Genomic DNA, 14,552 nt, shown 5'->3' on the forward strand with positions numbered 1-14,552 from the left:
CGTCATCGTTGTGACTGTTGGACCATAAGGAAGGCGATCATGAACGTTTACACTCTCCCTGACGGCAGCACCGTATCGGAGACCGACCAATTCCAGATCGGCGATCAGAAGTATCCGGCGGGCTGGCTGCTATCGGCTTCCGCCGCGGATATCGCCGCAGTCGGGATCACGATGCAGATGCTTCCCGATCCACCTCCGCCGGCCGTCACGGTGGTGAGCTCGCTCCAGTTTCGCCAGCTCTTTACCAGCGCAGAGCGCGTGGCCATCACGCAAGCCGGCGAGACGAACCCGGAGATCCGCGCGTTCATGGATGACGAAAGTGCTGCGGGGATCGTCCACCTTGACGATCCCGAAGTCACAAGCGGACTCGCCACGTGCGTGACGCTTGCGCTCCTGACGCAAGATCGAATGAACGCGATCCTGTCCGGAACACCCCCGGGGCCATCATCCCAACCGTAACCGACTAAGCATGACGAGAGCCAAGCCGCCCCACCGGGCGGCTTTTTCATTTGGAGAACAGCCAGTGCAATACGCGTTTCAAGCGCTCGAGCCCGAATATGTCGCGCAGATCGCGCATGCCCGTATCCGGCCGGAATGCGAACACCTGCTCGAGATCAGCTGCGATCGGCTCTTGCACGACAAGCCGGTCTATCAGCTCATTTTCGAAGGGACCGGAGTCCCCGTTGCTGCGCTGATGGCGCTCGCCGAGCGCGAGATGAGCGGCAACCTGCATTGCTATCTCGGTAACGGCCAGCGGCTCACCAGGCGCACAACGATCGTGCCGATCGGCCGCGGCCCGTTTCCGGACACGGAAGACGGCTTCGTTGCCGGTGCGCTTGACGCCTTGCACCTGGATGGGCTCGACCAGGTCGCCAAGGCGCCCGGCGGCTGGTCGCTGCCGCGCTTCGCCTATGAAAGCGAGGCCTGGAACGGCTGGGGAAATCGGCTGCATCATATCCCTTCGTCGTATGTGTTCGGCGGGACCACGGTGCAGAAGCCGGGCAAGTTCATCCGCGATCACGCGTTCTCATCAACGACGATGGACCCGCAACTCGGCACGATCGCGATTGTCGAGAAGCTGTTCGAGCTCGACCCATCGCTGAAATTCGGAGATCCGATCGCGAAGGTCGACGATACAACGCCGATCGTGCCGGTGGCTCATCCCGTCATCGGCGATACCAATATCCAATGGGTGCAGACGTCGCTGAATAAGCTCCGTGTCGCTGGAATGCCGCTCGCGGTCGACGGCAACTGCGGCCGCGGCACGCGCGCAGCTGTCCGCATCTTCCAGCGAGCCCATCACCTGGTTGTTGACGGCCTTCCAGGGCCGAAGACGGCGGTCGCGATCGGCGTGGCCTTGTCGGAGGCGGGCATCCAATGACCACCGCCATGCCGAGCGACGCGGCCATTGTCGCGCTCTGCGCTCAAATCTATCAACCGTCCGCGCCGGACGCGTTCGAATATTTCGATGCCGGAACCGATGACGGCATCTGCTGGGCAATCAAGCGGCTCAATGGATTGGATGTCGTCGTGCTCCGCGGATCGAGGACCCTGCAGGATTGGCTACGGGACATCCACGCGTTCCCGGCACCGTCGCGCATTGGGCACGTTCATTCCGGCTTCTATGCCGGTATGGAGCACATGTGGTCCGATCTCAAGCGGCTGCTCGAGCAGCCCGCGATCGTCACCGGTCACTCGCTCGGCGCCGCTCGCGCGGCCGTACTAACAGCGTTGATGACGGTCGACCACGTTCCACCGGTGGCACGCGTTGTTTTCGGTGAACCGAAACCCGGGCTACTCGATTTTGCGCAGTTGATAACACGCATCCCCGGCCGAAGTTATCGCAACGGCGACGACACGCACCACGATTTAGTAACCGACGTGCCGTTCAGCTTTCCTCCGATGCAATACGTGCACCCGACGCCGATCATTCCGGTGTGCGCTGAGCCGAGCGGGGACCTTTTCTCAACGATGGGCGTGTTCGCCTATCACCACGTTGAGCTCTACCAGGCCGCGCTAGCGGTCCAACCCCAGGAGAAAGTAGCGTGAGTATCGATCCGAAATATGTGACCTATTTTGGCGTCTGGACGTCGATCCTGATGGGGATCGCGGCAATCGGGCCCAGCTTCTTCGAAGGCGCTATTCCGGCGTGGTTGATCCCCATTGTGCTCAAATGGTGCGCGATCTTTGCGTTCATCAACAATTGCGTCCTGACCGGCGGAAGCGGCTTCTCCTCGAGCAAGCCGGGGCCGTGGGCCAATCTGCCGGCAACGGCGGCAAAGCCGATCGTCATCATCGCGGTCGTGATCACGACGGCGTTCCTGTTCGCCGGCACGGCTCATGCGCAGATCCTGCCTAAGCCGAAGCCGGCCGCCGCAAAGGTCGATCCGCTCCAGAAGATCCTGGATGATATTTCGGCCAAAAGCGCGACCTTCGTCTCGGGGGTCATTGCCGCGATCCAGGAAGCCGACGACGACGCGGCGACGCTCACTAATCCAAGCGATCCGGCCAGCTTCCGCGATCCTATCGCACATGCCTGTTATCCGGCTCAGATCAAGTTCCTGCAGTCACTGCCGCAGATCCAGGCTATTAAGGCGTCGGCGCCCTACAATGTGATTGTCATGTTCCAGCGCAAGCGCGACCTGATCGCCCAGATCAAGGCAGGCCTGCCGGGTTATCTCAAGGTCGGCTGCTCCGCGCTGTTGCAAGATGAGGCCAATATCCTCACGCAAACGCTCGCCATGATCGGCGTGACGGTCGGGGCGGGCGCTCTGACCGGAATTTTCCCGGCTGCGGCACCGATTACGTTACCCGCGCTGACGCTACCTGGCGTCTAAGGCGGGGCGACTAAATGACGGGGGCTGAACAAGACCGACTGCATGAGCTCTCCTATGAGCTCGGCCGAAATGCGCAGGGCTTGGAGGATCTGACCAAGCTCTTTCAACAGCGCTGCAAAGACGATGACCGCCGGCACGAGGAGAATAAGGCCCTCCTCAAAGCCAACACCGAAGCGATCGCGGCCCAGAACAAGGCTCATGAAAAGCTCGCGAAGCGGGTCGAGCTGATGAGCCCAGGCGGCAGCGTGCTCTCAAGAAAGCAGGTCGCCGCTCTGGCTGTCGTTGGCACTGGCGTCATGGTTGTGGTCGGCTGGATGGTCGAGGCTGCCGTCAAATGGGCGGTGGGTTGGTTCATCGGCGCCATCTTGAAGATGAAGCTCGGCGGGCCCTGATAACGCAGTCCTTCCAACGAAATAGCAGTGGGCTCAGGAAATCCGGGCCCGCCGCCTTCAGCAACTGAGGTGCCCTCGCATCTCAGCGAAGATCCTCTTGATGTCGCCAAGCCGCAGTGTTGCCTTGTAGTGGTGTTGCAGAGATCGCAGCTGCAGGACAGCAATCTCATCCGCCTTGATCGGGTCGGCTTCCGCGAAGTAGGCGTGCATGGCCTGAACAAAGGTCCGGGCGCCCTCCGGCGGCGATTCTATGCGGCGGGTCGCCATTGCCAGTCCCACCTTGCGGTCGTTACGAATCCTTCCGGCTTCTCCGGCGCCTCGCCTTCAACGACCTTGTTGTAGAATCGGGAGAGATCCCGGACTTCCATGCGCAATAGCCAAATACCGCCGCCGTTCGTCTGGAGAAAGCGCCTTCCGGTGATCGTAATGAACGCATATAGCCGATAGCGATCCGGTTTTGTGGTAAGTGCAGTTTTTTGCTTGACGCCTCAAAATTGCTTAGACACGCTACGGATGTATTTCCGTGCACCAGTTCATGCGCTGGCCGGGGGGCTAGGCGAAGAACGTCGGTCGCAAATTTCTTTTCAGAAGAAGCGCACGTGCGCGACGGTTGACTATTTTATTTTTGGGGCGGGCAATGATGCGTAGGGTCAATTGGGTCGGTTGTATTTTCGCTGCCGGGCTCGGGGGCTGTTCTTTTTATCCCATTCCTGATGACGTGAGCGCATTCCGCACAGAGCAGATCGTTCGCTACGGTCGTTGCGAGGTGAGATCTGCGATTCTTGAACATATGATACGGCGTGGAATCATCACTGACCAATCCACCGCCGCGGAGATCAGATCCCAGATCGAAGCGACAAAGAATAAGGCAAAAAAAGCTCCAAAAAGTTTGACCGACAACGAAACACAGCTCCTGAGGTTGACGAAAGTTGCGGTGGTTTATTCGTTTGACTTCAACATCACAGAGAACAACAAGGCCAGCGCTGGCGCGGGATTTAGGCTTCCCTGGTTGGCGAATACGCTTGATGTTGGGGGCACGGCGGCGCTCGATCTGACTCGCATAGGTTCGCGCGTATTCGGCACCGAGGACAGCTGGGACGAATTGATTACCAAATCGTCGCTGTGCGACAAGTGGCCGTGGCAACGGCCAGCGAATATTCTCTATCCTCTAACTGGACCGATTGGATTTGATCCGCTGTACGGATCAATCGGGGTTGGTCGAGTTGTCGAGACATTCATCGATATTGACCTGCAAGGGGGAGCCAAGGACAATTTCGTCGATACGCTGACTTTTACGACAAGCGTCAGTGGCGACGCCAATGCGTCTGTCAAACTCGATCCCGTACCGAACCAGTTCCGGCCTGTGTCAGCGACGGCCGACCTCGGCGCTTCGCGCCTAGACGTACACAAATTGACCATTAGCCTTGCCTTTCCGCAGCCGGATGCACCGAAAGGAGGAATCGCGGGTGTTACGCGTGTCGATGGAGACCTGAACGCGCCATTCGAACGGCCTGCGGCCTGGCGGGCGCGCTATAACCTTTGTGTCCAAGATGCCCGCACAAGGGAGACCGCATTCAAACAGTTACGTCTCACTGATCCCGTCGTCTATTGTATCTCCTACGCCGATGAATTTGCGCCCAAATATGGCCGCGAGCCCGAGAAGCAGACCGTAGTAACGACGACAACGACAACGCGAAAGTCCGAGGCACCTGGAGGAGCAGCCGAATCGGAAGGCCAAGAGAAGACTGTAACAACGACAACGACGCCACGAGTGCGCCCAAACCTGCGCCCATTTTTTCAATGAAGATCAATGAAATCGCAAATGTTCGACCATTGGAAACGTTAGACCGAATACGAGAGTTGATAATTCCACAGTCTTCGATAGCGGAGTTTTTCCAGGAGGGCAGGAGGATGCGAGTCCGTGTATTGTTGGCCGTTTGCTTCGCTGTGTCGGTTCCCGGCAGGGCGTTTGCCCAAGCGGTGCCGGCCACAACGACATCCTGCGAACCGCCTGTTACGACGGAACTTCAGGTCACATTGCACCCACAAAAGACAGATATGTGGTGCTGGGCGGCGAGCGGACAGATGATAATGGAATATTTAGGAAAGCCCGTCGAGCAATGCATTCAGGCGAACAATCGCCTGCACCGCAACGACTGCTGCAAGTCGCCGACTCCCGATGAATGCGTCATAGGCGGTTGGCCGGAATTCGACAAATACGGATTTCAATTCAAGCGCACCAACGGCACCCCGTTGCCTTGGGATCAGCTACGCCGCCAGCTTGCTGCCAAGACCGGAGGCGGACCTTGCAGCTTCACGCCCTTTGCCTTTAGTTGGCGCTGGGTCGGGAGCGGCGGCCATATGATGGTCGCAACCGGCTACACCACAACTCCCGACGGTAAAAATTACGTCCATATCAACGATCCCTGGGAGCCGAATATCGGGGCGACGAAGACAATTCTCTACGACGTCTACGACGAGCTCCCGGGCGATCATAAACATTGGGATGATTTCTATGACATCCGCTAGCAGGGTCGCTATACCGGCCGTCCTTGCTCTCAGCATCGCGGCGCCAGCCATGTCACAGGACGGTAGACTGCAAACAGCAGCGCCCGCCGCGGCTACATCCGCCGCGGCCAAATCTCTCGATACATTCCGCTCGATCTCTAATACGCCGACACAGTTCAAGACACTTGGCCTCGATGCTCCGGGTCAAGCATCGCAGGCCTCGGTCGGAGGCGCTGTCGTCGACTACATGATCGGGCTGGATTCACTTCGCGATTGGGACGGCGGTGATCCCATAAAGCTGCTGCGTCCCACGGGCCAATTTGTTTATCCTATCACCGTCGATGGAAAGACTAAGTCGTCCGTCACCATTGCGCAGGTGAAAGGTGAGTGGGTCGCCGCGGCGTTCGGGACGGCAAACGAGGCACGCGCGCGTAGCGATCTGAAAGAGAACCTGACCTCCCAGGCACCCGGCGGCGCCCAAGAGTTCGCGCAGGTACGTGTGCCTGCTTTGCGAACCACATTCATGGCCTTCGACGGAAGTGACGGTCTCTTCTTTGCGTCGCTGACGTCCCGTCCGGAATTTGGCCTTGAGCCCGGGAAACTGGAGGCCGCATCGACGGTATTGAGGCGCTTGCAGCCATTCGCGAAACGGATTGATCCGAACACGCCGAACTAATCGATTTTTATTATTGTTTCCGTTCGCTCGCGCACGACGTGTGGCCGAGCCGAAAGTGCCTCAACTGGCGTGCTCGAGCCCAAAACATCGGATGCCCGACTCGACAGCGCGCTGAAACGCAGGCGGCCACTAGTGGTGATCGGCCATCCTTGATCGGAACCAAGGCGGCGTTCGTAAAACCACCGGGGCGTTAGCTTTGGTAACAAGGGACATGGCGATCTCCGACCGACACGTTCTCTTTCTTGCGACCTCCGTCAACTCCTTCGCCGCGCGCCACGATCTCGAGGGTATCGTCCGGCAGAGGCCGATGTAACGCCTCCGTCCCGTGGTGCGCGGATCCAGACGTCGTATTCCTCTACAGTCGTCAGGATCACCGGCATGGCCTTTCGATGGATCGGTACGACGATCTCGTTCGGCTCGGTGGTCAGCAAGCCGTAGACGTCGATCGAGACCTCGCCTTCCTTGGTCTTGCGCACCGAGGTCTGCCCCAAGGCCTCGGTTCCGGTCATGGGAAGCGAGACTTCAGCCAATTGACACCCTCTGGTCTGCAGTTGTTTGTGGCCCAACTTGCCCCAGAAGGCGGCAGCTGAATCACAGCTACGGTATCGTCCTGATGCATATGAGTGTTCATCGCATCTCGAATGTTAGCCGCAGTGCCGTTGAGATCAGCGAGCCAGACAGAATTCTGCAAATGAGCAGCGTTCCACGAATTTAATAGCTGGTAGAGGCGAGAGTAATCGTGATGCGTTGCTCGTTGATCGTATGTGAGCATCCAAAGGGACAATTTTCGCTCCCATCGCGTACAGGTTGTGATCCTCAATATCACCTCTTCGCGGCAAGGCAGCAACCGATGTTTTTGGGCGATGGCCCCCGTCGGTCATAAGTTTACCTGGATACGGGTTCCCCTTTGGCGGGTGCCGTGTAATATCGCGTCATGGTTGTACCGACTCCTACCGCGATCGAGGACAGTGAAGACCGGATGATCATTCGGTTAGATCCTGGCGGCCCGATCGATTTAGAGGGACTGGGTGCCAGCTTCGCGGCGTTGGCCCGCTTTTATGCCCGCCACCATGGCCCCGCCAAGGACGAGCACGACACGCCACGTCTGTTCATTTCTAAGCTCGAAAACGGGAGCGTGGTGGCGGAGATAGTTCCGTACGTGGTGATGCTGGGGCAGGCCGTGCCGTTTATGCAGCAGGCGATGGTGATCAGCCAGTTCACCGAGCGGGTCGCGCGAGTCATTCGGGCGTTTTCGGGAATCGAGACGCCGGCGCCAAGTGAGATCCCATCGCAAGATGATGCCAGAGATATCCGTGAGTTTGTGCGGCCGCTGACTGGCCGTCGAGGAGCCGGCTTGAAAATAGCCTACGCGCGCTATGAACGTCGCGACGGCGACAAGCACACTCTCTTGGAATACAGGTTCGATGAAAACGAGCTCAACCGCGCCGCTCTCACGATCGATGCCGAGCTCGCCAGGCCCGCCTTGCCTGCGCCGAAGGCCGAGGAAGAACCGGCGGTCCGAAAAGTAAGTGAGGCAATGCTGTTCTTTCAGCAGGCGAGCCGGGGCGCCGGCAAGAGCTCGGGTAGAACGGCTGACAAGGCGATCATTCCGGCCGTCTCCGATAAGCCGCTGCCAGTGTACTTCGTGAAGGATGCCGACTTGAAGGAACAGATGGTTCAAGGTCAGCCAAATCCGCTGAAGAACACGACATACATCGTTGACGCAGACGTGCAGATAGTCGAGGGCGAAGCTAAGGGTTATCGGATCACTCACGTTCATCAGGTGATCGACGGCGACGACTGATGCTTGCCATTTGCAGTTTGATCAGGGGGACCGATCCCTTATGAAAATATTGAGGGACATAGCATTGATTTTGCTCTCATTGTCGGCGCTCTGGCCAACAACCGCTAGATCTGAGGAAGACCTCGACAGCGGCAACTTTATGCTGCCTCATTGCCGGCGCTCTCTCGGTAGCGACCATAGTCCTAGCGTGTGGGAAGGTGTATGCAGCGGCTCCATCTCAACACTGCTATTTTGGGGGCGAAGTTTGCCAGATCAGGTACGGTTCTGCTACCCGAACAACGCTACACGAAATCAAGCGACGCGGATCGCCGTGCGCTACATGGAAATACATCCCGAAACTTTAAATGAAGACTACCGCAGCTTAGCGGCGATTGCGCTTCATGAGGCTTGGCCATGCCCTGCGACCACACGCTGATGAGGCTGCACGGCGTACTGTTAGCGGAAGACTGTTTCCGTCTCCTCCGATTAAGGCATTGGAGGCAATAATGGCCAAACTGACCGGCAGTCACCACGGTGACGCCGCGAACGACCTGGTCGGCTTTTATCAGGCAAAGGCAAACGAATTGGAAGAGCTCGGCCAGTATTACATGGCTGCGGTCGCGCTCGCGTTCGCGCTCGAGACCGCCATTCTCGCCTATTTGCTGAATGAGTTCGGCGAAGACAATGGAGGGGAGCTCAAGATACCGGCCACGGTCAACATGTCGGAACTGATCGGGGCCGCCAATGAAATCGATGTCTTGAGCGCTCCCATCGATATCCCGTCGTTCGTCGGAGGGGATAATGATGTGGATCCTCCAAAACATGTTGCGAAGGATGTTGTCGACAAGATCAGGCAGTTTCGCAATCGAATCCATCCAGCCCGTGCTCTTGCCGATTCGTTTGATCCACGAGCATTTGCAGCCGCGCAACTCACGGAAATTCGAGAGATGTACGAGTCGGTGTTGCACAGCCTGATGTACCACCTATAGGGAAACTTCCCCCCGTCTTCCGCGCGCGACGTCATCTGATCGCCAGGGCGGCGCTGCGCGGGATGTTTCGTCCGAGTGTCGGGGGGACTTGGCGCCTTGGGCATCGTCAGCCTGCCATCGGGCAGGGCAGCGCGTCAGCTGTTCACGATGTGAAGCTCGACCCGCCGGTTCTTAGCTCGGCCCGCCTCATCCGTGTTCGGCGAAAGGGGCTGCGTCTTGCCGAAACCCTGCGTCCGGATCTTGGAGCGTTCGAGATATTTGCGCGTGACGAACCAATCGGCGGCCGCCTTGGCGCGTGCTTCCGACAGGCGCTGGTTGTAGTCTGCCGAGCCTGTCGCGTCGGTGTGCCCGTTGATGAGGACATATCTCAGGCGCGGACCGGTTCTCGCCTTGATGTCCGCTGCGGCCTTCTCCAGCGCCGCGTTGGCCTCCGGCTTGATGTTCGCTTTGTCGGTATCGAACAACACGTCGCCGCTGATCCTGATCAGCGAGTCATCATTGGCGGTGACTCGCACGGGACCGGGATCGGGCGTGATGATGTCGAAGCCGTTATCGATCCAGCGGCCGGGCCCTGGATCTGTCATGACCACCCGCCACTTAACCTTTTCAGTGATCGGCTCGGGCTTGTCGAGCAGCTTGTCCAGCAGCGTATACAGGGCCCACATCCAAGGCCTCGCGTTCTCGATCGAGAATGCCTGTCCGGCGCCCATGATGTTGCCCGCGAGTGCCGCGTTCGTTGAGCCATAGCAGACCAGCGCGTTCGTGCCGCCCGCGAGCGGGCTTCCCGCGGGCAGATAGCGGTCGACATTTGCCGCGTTGAGATTCGCGGCGACCTGGCAGATCGGCGCCTTCGTCAGCACACCGATGTGGTCGAGCCCGATGGCATGGCCGATCTCGTGAGCAATGACGGGATGGCTTGCCGGCATGCCGGGGGCGTGGCCGAGAGGGAACGCCCATGGGATCGCGTCGAACGAGTCGTAAAGAAACGCGTGGGAGCGAAATACTCCGGGACCGGGCGCCCTGCCGGTTGCAGTGATGAAGGCGGCGTTGAGGTTGGTGACCTCGATGGTCCTGTGGGCACCGCTTGCGGGCGAGAAGTCGACCTCCAGTGTACACAGCAGGTTCGGCCGAAAGATCTTGTTCGGAAACTTGTTGAAGAACGGATCCTTTTGATAGACTTCGTCGAGCCCCGAAAAGGAGGGCGGCGGAACGAGCCAGAACCTGTTATTCCATAGGTTGGCCTGCGTCGACGCGCTGTTGACGAACGCAGACCACTGGGCGTCGGTCCACGGCGTCGTGAGGAACGGCTTCTTGTCGGCGTCCAGCTGGACCGGCAGAAATCCCTTCGCCTGTTTCAGGCTGATCTTGAGCTTGATCGTGAGCTTGACGTGTTTGAAACCGCCAGTCGGCTGGTAGAGGAAGGTGTCGAACGCGGCCGGAACGCTGCCCCCGGTCCTGGAATTTGAGCTGAAGGCCGCGCCGACGAGTGGGACAGGGTTGTAGGACGTTGCCACGGGCTCCTCCCAACAGACGTTTCGACCGCAGGATGCACCTCTTGGTCGCGGCGAAGCGCGACGGCGTTCAATGGACCCGGCGCGGATCTGTAAGCTGCACGCCTTCGCGGCTGCGGCCGCGATGCGATTTCGGCGTTCCGGCGAATGCGCGATCGACCAGTCCATGCGACCGACAGTATTATCAAAGCGCTCTGATCGCTCTATCGTGCCGGCCGCTCCAAGGACTGAATCAAGGTCAAGAACCACGCCCACCCGGCCATGGACCGGGAGCTCTAGCGCTCGCCCGGCCACCAGATCGAGGGCGGATCGGATGCCGAGATCTTTGTGCTGCGAAGACAGACGAGCGCGCTGCGCTTGTAAGGGTAGCCTCGCAGCTGCGAGCAATCTTTGCAGCGCATGTAGCGCTCCAGCTCATGGACAGGCGTTGTCTTCGGTCGGCGGACGATGTCGAGCGCAACGGTCTGGTTGGTATCGCAGGCCAGGCGGTCGGCTTCCTTCCGCGCCTGCGCAGCCCGCTCGGCTGCCATCCGGATCTCGGTGCCGTACAGCCTCTCGCGCGATTTCGTGCCCATGCGCCTATTGATTCCCGACCAGAGCGCGGATGGGAAGCCGCTATTTCTGGGGATCGGAACCGGACGATGACACAAGCGCATCGGCAGAGATTGCTCCGGCGGTTTCCGTCAGCCTGACATAGGTCCCGCTTTCGTGCAGCCAGAGCCAGCCGCGCGCGATCGCCAGATCAAGCCCGGCCTTGTATTCCGCCGGCGTCGCATTGAAGTCGGTTAGCATGGGCCAGTTGATCTTCTCGATGAAGATGCGGCCGTCCTGGACCGGCTTGATGCCGACGGCGATCTCGGCCAGCTTGCGGGCGGCCGCTTCCGGATCAGCAAAGGGGCGAGGGGAGACGAATTTCATGGTCTCCGCGTTCAGGTGCTCGCAAGCGGTGAACCTTGGGCTCCCCGGAAGGACGCGCAGCAAGGAATACAGCTCCAACAGGACTACAGCAGATAGCGAGTCCTCTGCAGACGGATGGCAGTTCAACAAAAAAAGCCCGCGTTTAAGAACGCGGGCTCGATTCGGTGAACTGAGACCTTAGTTGAGGGTTATCCGCCGCCAAGGGAGCCGCGACGGATTAATGCCGCTAAGCCAATTCACAATGTCACGTCGGCCGTAGGTGTGGTGCTGACGCCCACCCATAAGCACGACCGGGCGGCCGAGCTCAACCATCCATGCACTTACGAGGTTCTCGCGCTCGCTCGGGTTGTTTATTACGTGGTCTTGAACAGCGACCACACCGAACTCAATTCCTTGCTCGCGCACAAGTGCTACTTCCCAAGTCGCCATGAGAGCCTCCTAGCGGCCGGTGCGGTGCTTGGTGGGATCCACCAAGACATAGCCCATGCCGCCGGTAGGCGTCGGGGGTAGAGGTTCTCCACGGGTAACCGTGCGCTCCTCGCCCGTGCGGCCGCCACGAGGCCCTACCTGCTCGTACTGCCCCGAGCGGGGGGCCTCTTCACCTGGTTTATAAATTTTAGCCATATGGCTCTCCTTCAATGAGAGCCGGGTTGACCGCAGGCAACGATCTTATTCATTATCAGATCGCCTTGACAGGCCTGTCCCACGCCGGCTCTCGGCCATGGGGCGGTTTCAGAGCCGTCGGGTCTGATCACCCGACGGCTCTTCATTTTAGGTTAGATTTATCCGCAAGCGACCTTCTGTTGATCTTCATCCGTTAGACCTAGAGCTCGACGAACGTAATCGGGATCCTTGTCAATCAAGGTAAGAAGTACCCGAGCGGACATCTCTGGAATGCGGCTGCCTTGTTCCCAATGACGAACAGCCGCCAAGCTAAATCCGAACTGCAACGAAAACTCTTGTTGAGTCAGCGAGAGCTTTTTCCGGATGTTTCTGACATCAACACTATCCTCAATATGGATAGTGCGCTCACGGACCTGAGTTTCACCTCTCGCGTGAGCTACAGCCTGTTCAAGGCCTTTGATGATTTTGCGGCCAGACATAATAAAATCCTCTTCGTAGTTCGATAGAACCTGATCTCTCCTCTAGGCTCTTTTGACAACCCTGATGCGCTTAGCGAGCGCCGCGTTGACCAGCATATCGACCATCTTGCTCATCTCTTTTTTCTCCCGTTCCGTGATGTTCAACTTTTCGCCCTTTGCGTAGACGGCCAGGAGGTACACCGGGACATTCAAATCCCTGAAATAGTAGATGACCCGAGCGCCGCCTCGCTTGCCTTGACCTTTCGCTCGCCAGCGAAGCTTACGAACACCCCCGGTGCCAGGGATCAACTCACCAGCATCCGGATGTGCAGCCAGAAAAAGAACCAAATCGTCATACTCTTCGTCAGTGAAAATATTTTTTGAATCATCAATAAAATCAGTCATTTCGGCGATTGTAATGTAGTAGGAACCCGCATTGAACATTGCTTTTTCTCCAAATTGATGACGCCCCTTGATTTGCAAACTACGCCATTGGAGCACTAAAGTCAACAAAATAATGCGCCATTGGCGCACTTTGTTCCCGGCAGGATTCACTGTCGCCTCTCTTTGAGAACTCCTCCGTTCGGGGGCGGCAACTAAGATGTTGAAATAACTAAAGAAATTCGGCGAAATTCAGAGCGGGATTTTGATCGCGCGAGGCGCGCGTTGTCTTACGGCAGTCTCGATTATCAACGGCAGCGGCAATTTCAGCTCGCGTGCAGGGTACCTAACCAAGCTATTTGGGCCGAAGTGATGTTGATCAGCGTCGGTGATAGCGACTAGGCGGAGAGGGCGCATATCAAATCCGCCGCCGCAAGCCGGGCACTTCATGAACCGCTCGGATTCTACCTTTCGGGCTTTCTGCGCTTCGCGCCGCAGATCTAGGCGATATCGTCGATATCGACGCGGAGCGCGGCCGCGATCTTCTTGAACGTGTCGATTGCTCCTTCGCGACTGCCAGTTTCCAGTTGCGAAATGTACCGCGCGGCGAGGCCGGTTTTCTCGGCCAATTCCTTGCCGGTCATGCCGCGATACTCGCGCCACACGCGAATCTTGTTCTCGCCGTCGATGATCCGGTCCGCAATTTCAGCAGGGATCAACTCCTCCTCACCCGTCGCGAGGCGGCGCTTGATCTCGTCGACGTCGCGCGCATCAGTCATCGGTCAGGCCGCCGACAGTGTCGGGATCTTGGCTATCTCGTTGGCCAGTTCACGTTCTGCGGCATGCAGATCGTACTTGCGCTGCATGTTCAGCCACACCTCGGGGCCGTTGCCGAGAAGCTTGCCGATCCTGAGCGCCATAGCAGGCGTCACCGGCTGCTTTTCGGCAAGGATGTCATAAAGCGTTTGCCGGGACACGCCGAGCAGCGCCGCGATCTCGGTCTTCGGTTTGTCAAGAGCGGGAAGCACGTCCTCGCGCAAGATTGCGCCGGGATGCGCCGGGGCGATACCTTTCAGAAGCGGGTTGATCATCAGTGATAATCCTCCAAATCGAGATCGATCGCGTCTTCGCCTAACCATCCGAAGGTGACGCGATAGTTGCCGGTCACCCACACTGAAAACCGGCCCTTATCCTTGCCCTTCAGGGTGTGGAATTTGAAGCCGGGAATGTTCAATTGTTCTGGCGTGGTTGCCGCGTCGAGCAGCGCGAGAATGCGCGCGACGCGATCCGAGTTTTGCACCGGAAGTTTCGAAGCGTCGCCCTTTGCGGCGAAGTTGCGGAGGGCTTTGCTTCGGAACGACCTGATCATGCCGTCGATGTAAGGCATTGCCTGACACATGTCAAGCGATACCTTACATGTATTCGTGGGACATTTCAGCCCTTCAATCCGAAATGCCGCTCTTGCGCTTCCTGCC

Annotated in this window: 19 protein-coding genes and 1 pseudogene; 10 read left to right on the forward strand and 10 right to left on the reverse strand. The window is 58.5% G+C overall.

Features of this window, described 5'->3' with window-relative positions:
- The first annotated feature begins 39 nt into the window (after positions 1-39).
- The 5 genes from BRAS3843_RS15805 to BRAS3843_RS15825 all read left to right on the forward strand — a co-directional run bounded on the left by BRAS3843_RS15805 (position 40) and on the right by BRAS3843_RS15825 (position 3,229).
- On the forward strand, positions 40-459 hold the full coding sequence (locus BRAS3843_RS15805) for a hypothetical protein (RefSeq protein WP_008969951.1): 420 nt from the start codon (positions 40-42) through the stop codon (positions 457-459).
- Between the two features lie 64 nt (positions 460-523).
- The gene (locus tag BRAS3843_RS15810; RefSeq protein WP_008969952.1) at positions 524-1,381 is read left to right on the forward strand and encodes a peptidoglycan-binding protein; all 858 of its coding nucleotides are present in this window, start codon (positions 524-526) and stop codon (positions 1,379-1,381) included.
- Entirely contained in the window at positions 1,378-2,049 is a 672-nt protein-coding gene (locus BRAS3843_RS15815; protein ID WP_008969953.1) for a lipase family protein, read from the forward strand. The genes BRAS3843_RS15810 and BRAS3843_RS15815 overlap by 4 nt, the downstream gene beginning before the upstream one ends.
- Positions 2,046-2,837, forward strand: coding sequence for a hypothetical protein (locus BRAS3843_RS15820; protein ID WP_008969954.1), 792 nt, complete (start codon positions 2,046-2,048; stop codon positions 2,835-2,837). Before BRAS3843_RS15815 ends, BRAS3843_RS15820 begins: the two co-directional genes overlap by 4 nt.
- 80 nt (positions 2,838-2,917) lie before the next feature.
- Positions 2,918-3,229, forward strand: coding sequence for a hypothetical protein (locus BRAS3843_RS15825; protein WP_139024873.1), 312 nt, complete (start codon positions 2,918-2,920; stop codon positions 3,227-3,229).
- Positions 3,230-3,286: 57 nt separating this feature from the next.
- Here the strand turns inward: BRAS3843_RS15825 and BRAS3843_RS15830 are convergent, their stop codons facing one another.
- Positions 3,287-3,496, reverse strand: coding sequence for a hypothetical protein (locus tag BRAS3843_RS15830; RefSeq protein ID WP_008969956.1), 210 nt, complete (start codon positions 3,494-3,496; stop codon positions 3,287-3,289).
- A gap of 370 nt (positions 3,497-3,866) precedes the next feature.
- Here BRAS3843_RS15830 and BRAS3843_RS15835 point away from each other — a divergent pair, with 370 nt between their 5' ends.
- The 3 genes from BRAS3843_RS15835 to BRAS3843_RS15845 all read left to right on the forward strand — a co-directional run bounded on the left by BRAS3843_RS15835 (position 3,867) and on the right by BRAS3843_RS15845 (position 6,413).
- On the forward strand, positions 3,867-5,033 hold the full coding sequence (locus BRAS3843_RS15835; protein ID WP_139024874.1) for a hypothetical protein: 1,167 nt from the start codon (positions 3,867-3,869) through the stop codon (positions 5,031-5,033).
- A 107-nt stretch (positions 5,034-5,140) separates the two neighbouring features.
- On the forward strand, positions 5,141-5,758 hold the full coding sequence (locus BRAS3843_RS39640; protein ID WP_175361127.1) for a papain-like cysteine protease family protein: 618 nt from the start codon (positions 5,141-5,143) through the stop codon (positions 5,756-5,758).
- Positions 5,759-5,807: 49 nt separating this feature from the next.
- Entirely contained in the window at positions 5,808-6,413 is a 606-nt protein-coding gene (locus tag BRAS3843_RS15845; RefSeq protein ID WP_139024875.1) for a hypothetical protein, read from the forward strand.
- A gap of 190 nt (positions 6,414-6,603) precedes the next feature.
- Here the strand turns inward: BRAS3843_RS15845 and BRAS3843_RS15850 are convergent.
- A pseudogene (locus BRAS3843_RS15850) lies at positions 6,604-6,895 on the reverse strand (hypothetical protein); the annotation flags it as partial.
- A 452-nt stretch (positions 6,896-7,347) separates the two neighbouring features.
- Here BRAS3843_RS15850 and BRAS3843_RS15855 point away from each other — a divergent pair.
- Positions 7,348-8,217: a hypothetical protein gene (locus tag BRAS3843_RS15855; protein ID WP_139024876.1), complete on the forward strand. Its 870-nt coding sequence runs from the start codon at positions 7,348-7,350 to the stop codon at positions 8,215-8,217.
- A gap of 485 nt (positions 8,218-8,702) precedes the next feature.
- Positions 8,703-9,185 (forward strand): hypothetical protein, encoded by a 483-nt coding sequence (locus BRAS3843_RS15860; RefSeq protein ID WP_008969964.1) that lies wholly within the window; start codon positions 8,703-8,705, stop codon positions 9,183-9,185.
- A 134-nt stretch (positions 9,186-9,319) separates the two neighbouring features.
- Here BRAS3843_RS15860 and BRAS3843_RS38895 read toward each other — a convergent pair whose 3' ends face one another.
- The 8 genes from BRAS3843_RS38895 to BRAS3843_RS15905 form a co-directional block, all read right to left on the reverse strand.
- Positions 9,320-10,699, reverse strand: coding sequence for an OmpA family protein (locus tag BRAS3843_RS38895; protein ID WP_008969965.1), 1,380 nt, complete (start codon positions 10,697-10,699; stop codon positions 9,320-9,322).
- Between the two features lie 272 nt (positions 10,700-10,971).
- Entirely contained in the window at positions 10,972-11,271 is a 300-nt protein-coding gene (locus tag BRAS3843_RS15870; RefSeq protein ID WP_008969966.1) for a hypothetical protein, read from the reverse strand.
- A gap of 40 nt (positions 11,272-11,311) precedes the next feature.
- Complete coding sequence (locus BRAS3843_RS15875; RefSeq protein WP_008969967.1) at positions 11,312-11,614, reverse strand: hypothetical protein; 303 nt, start codon at positions 11,612-11,614, stop codon at positions 11,312-11,314.
- A gap of 782 nt (positions 11,615-12,396) precedes the next feature.
- Positions 12,397-12,717, reverse strand: coding sequence for a type II toxin-antitoxin system MqsA family antitoxin (locus BRAS3843_RS39650; protein ID WP_008969970.1), 321 nt, complete (start codon positions 12,715-12,717; stop codon positions 12,397-12,399).
- Positions 12,718-12,759: 42 nt separating this feature from the next.
- On the reverse strand, positions 12,760-13,251 hold the full coding sequence (locus BRAS3843_RS15890; RefSeq protein ID WP_244425345.1) for a type II toxin-antitoxin system RelE/ParE family toxin: 492 nt from the start codon (positions 13,249-13,251) through the stop codon (positions 12,760-12,762).
- Between the two features lie 326 nt (positions 13,252-13,577).
- Entirely contained in the window at positions 13,578-13,856 is a 279-nt protein-coding gene (locus BRAS3843_RS15895) for a helix-turn-helix transcriptional regulator (protein ID WP_008969972.1), read from the reverse strand.
- Positions 13,857-13,859: 3 nt separating this feature from the next.
- Positions 13,860-14,168, reverse strand: coding sequence for a HigA family addiction module antitoxin (locus tag BRAS3843_RS15900; RefSeq protein WP_008969973.1), 309 nt, complete (start codon positions 14,166-14,168; stop codon positions 13,860-13,862).
- On the reverse strand, positions 14,168-14,552 hold a 385-nt coding region (locus BRAS3843_RS15905), incomplete at its 5' end, for a type II toxin-antitoxin system RelE/ParE family toxin (RefSeq protein ID WP_244425346.1). The genes BRAS3843_RS15905 and BRAS3843_RS15900, both read right to left, overlap by 1 nt.

This window comes from Bradyrhizobium sp. STM 3843 (genome assembly GCF_000239815.1).
Lineage (GTDB): Bacteria > Pseudomonadota > Alphaproteobacteria > Rhizobiales > Xanthobacteraceae > Bradyrhizobium.

Bases quoted from the DNA above. Each gene is read 5' to 3' on its own strand.
- BRAS3843_RS15805 (WP_008969951.1), top strand. From the start codon at position 40: ATGAACGTTTACACTCTCCCTGACGGCAGCACCGTATCGGAGACCGAC.
- BRAS3843_RS15815 (WP_008969953.1), top strand. From the start codon at position 1,378: ATGACCACCGCCATGCCGAGCGACGCGGCCATTGTCGCGCTCTGCGCT.
- BRAS3843_RS15830 (WP_008969956.1), bottom strand. From the start codon at position 3,496: ATGGCGACCCGCCGCATAGAATCGCCGCCGGAGGGCGCCCGGACCTTT.
- BRAS3843_RS15835 (WP_139024874.1), top strand. From the start codon at position 3,867: ATGATGCGTAGGGTCAATTGGGTCGGTTGTATTTTCGCTGCCGGGCTC.
- BRAS3843_RS39640 (WP_175361127.1), top strand. From the start codon at position 5,141: ATGCGAGTCCGTGTATTGTTGGCCGTTTGCTTCGCTGTGTCGGTTCCC.
- BRAS3843_RS15845 (WP_139024875.1), top strand. From the start codon at position 5,808: ATGTCACAGGACGGTAGACTGCAAACAGCAGCGCCCGCCGCGGCTACA.
- BRAS3843_RS15855 (WP_139024876.1), top strand. From the start codon at position 7,348: ATGGTTGTACCGACTCCTACCGCGATCGAGGACAGTGAAGACCGGATG.
- BRAS3843_RS15860 (WP_008969964.1), top strand. From the start codon at position 8,703: ATGGCCAAACTGACCGGCAGTCACCACGGTGACGCCGCGAACGACCTG.
- BRAS3843_RS15870 (WP_008969966.1), bottom strand. From the start codon at position 11,271: ATGGGCACGAAATCGCGCGAGAGGCTGTACGGCACCGAGATCCGGATG.
- BRAS3843_RS15875 (WP_008969967.1), bottom strand. From the start codon at position 11,614: ATGAAATTCGTCTCCCCTCGCCCCTTTGCTGATCCGGAAGCGGCCGCC.
- BRAS3843_RS39650 (WP_008969970.1), bottom strand. From the start codon at position 12,717: ATGTCTGGCCGCAAAATCATCAAAGGCCTTGAACAGGCTGTAGCTCAC.
- BRAS3843_RS15895 (WP_008969972.1), bottom strand. From the start codon at position 13,856: ATGACTGATGCGCGCGACGTCGACGAGATCAAGCGCCGCCTCGCGACG.
- BRAS3843_RS15900 (WP_008969973.1), bottom strand. From the start codon at position 14,168: ATGATCAACCCGCTTCTGAAAGGTATCGCCCCGGCGCATCCCGGCGCA.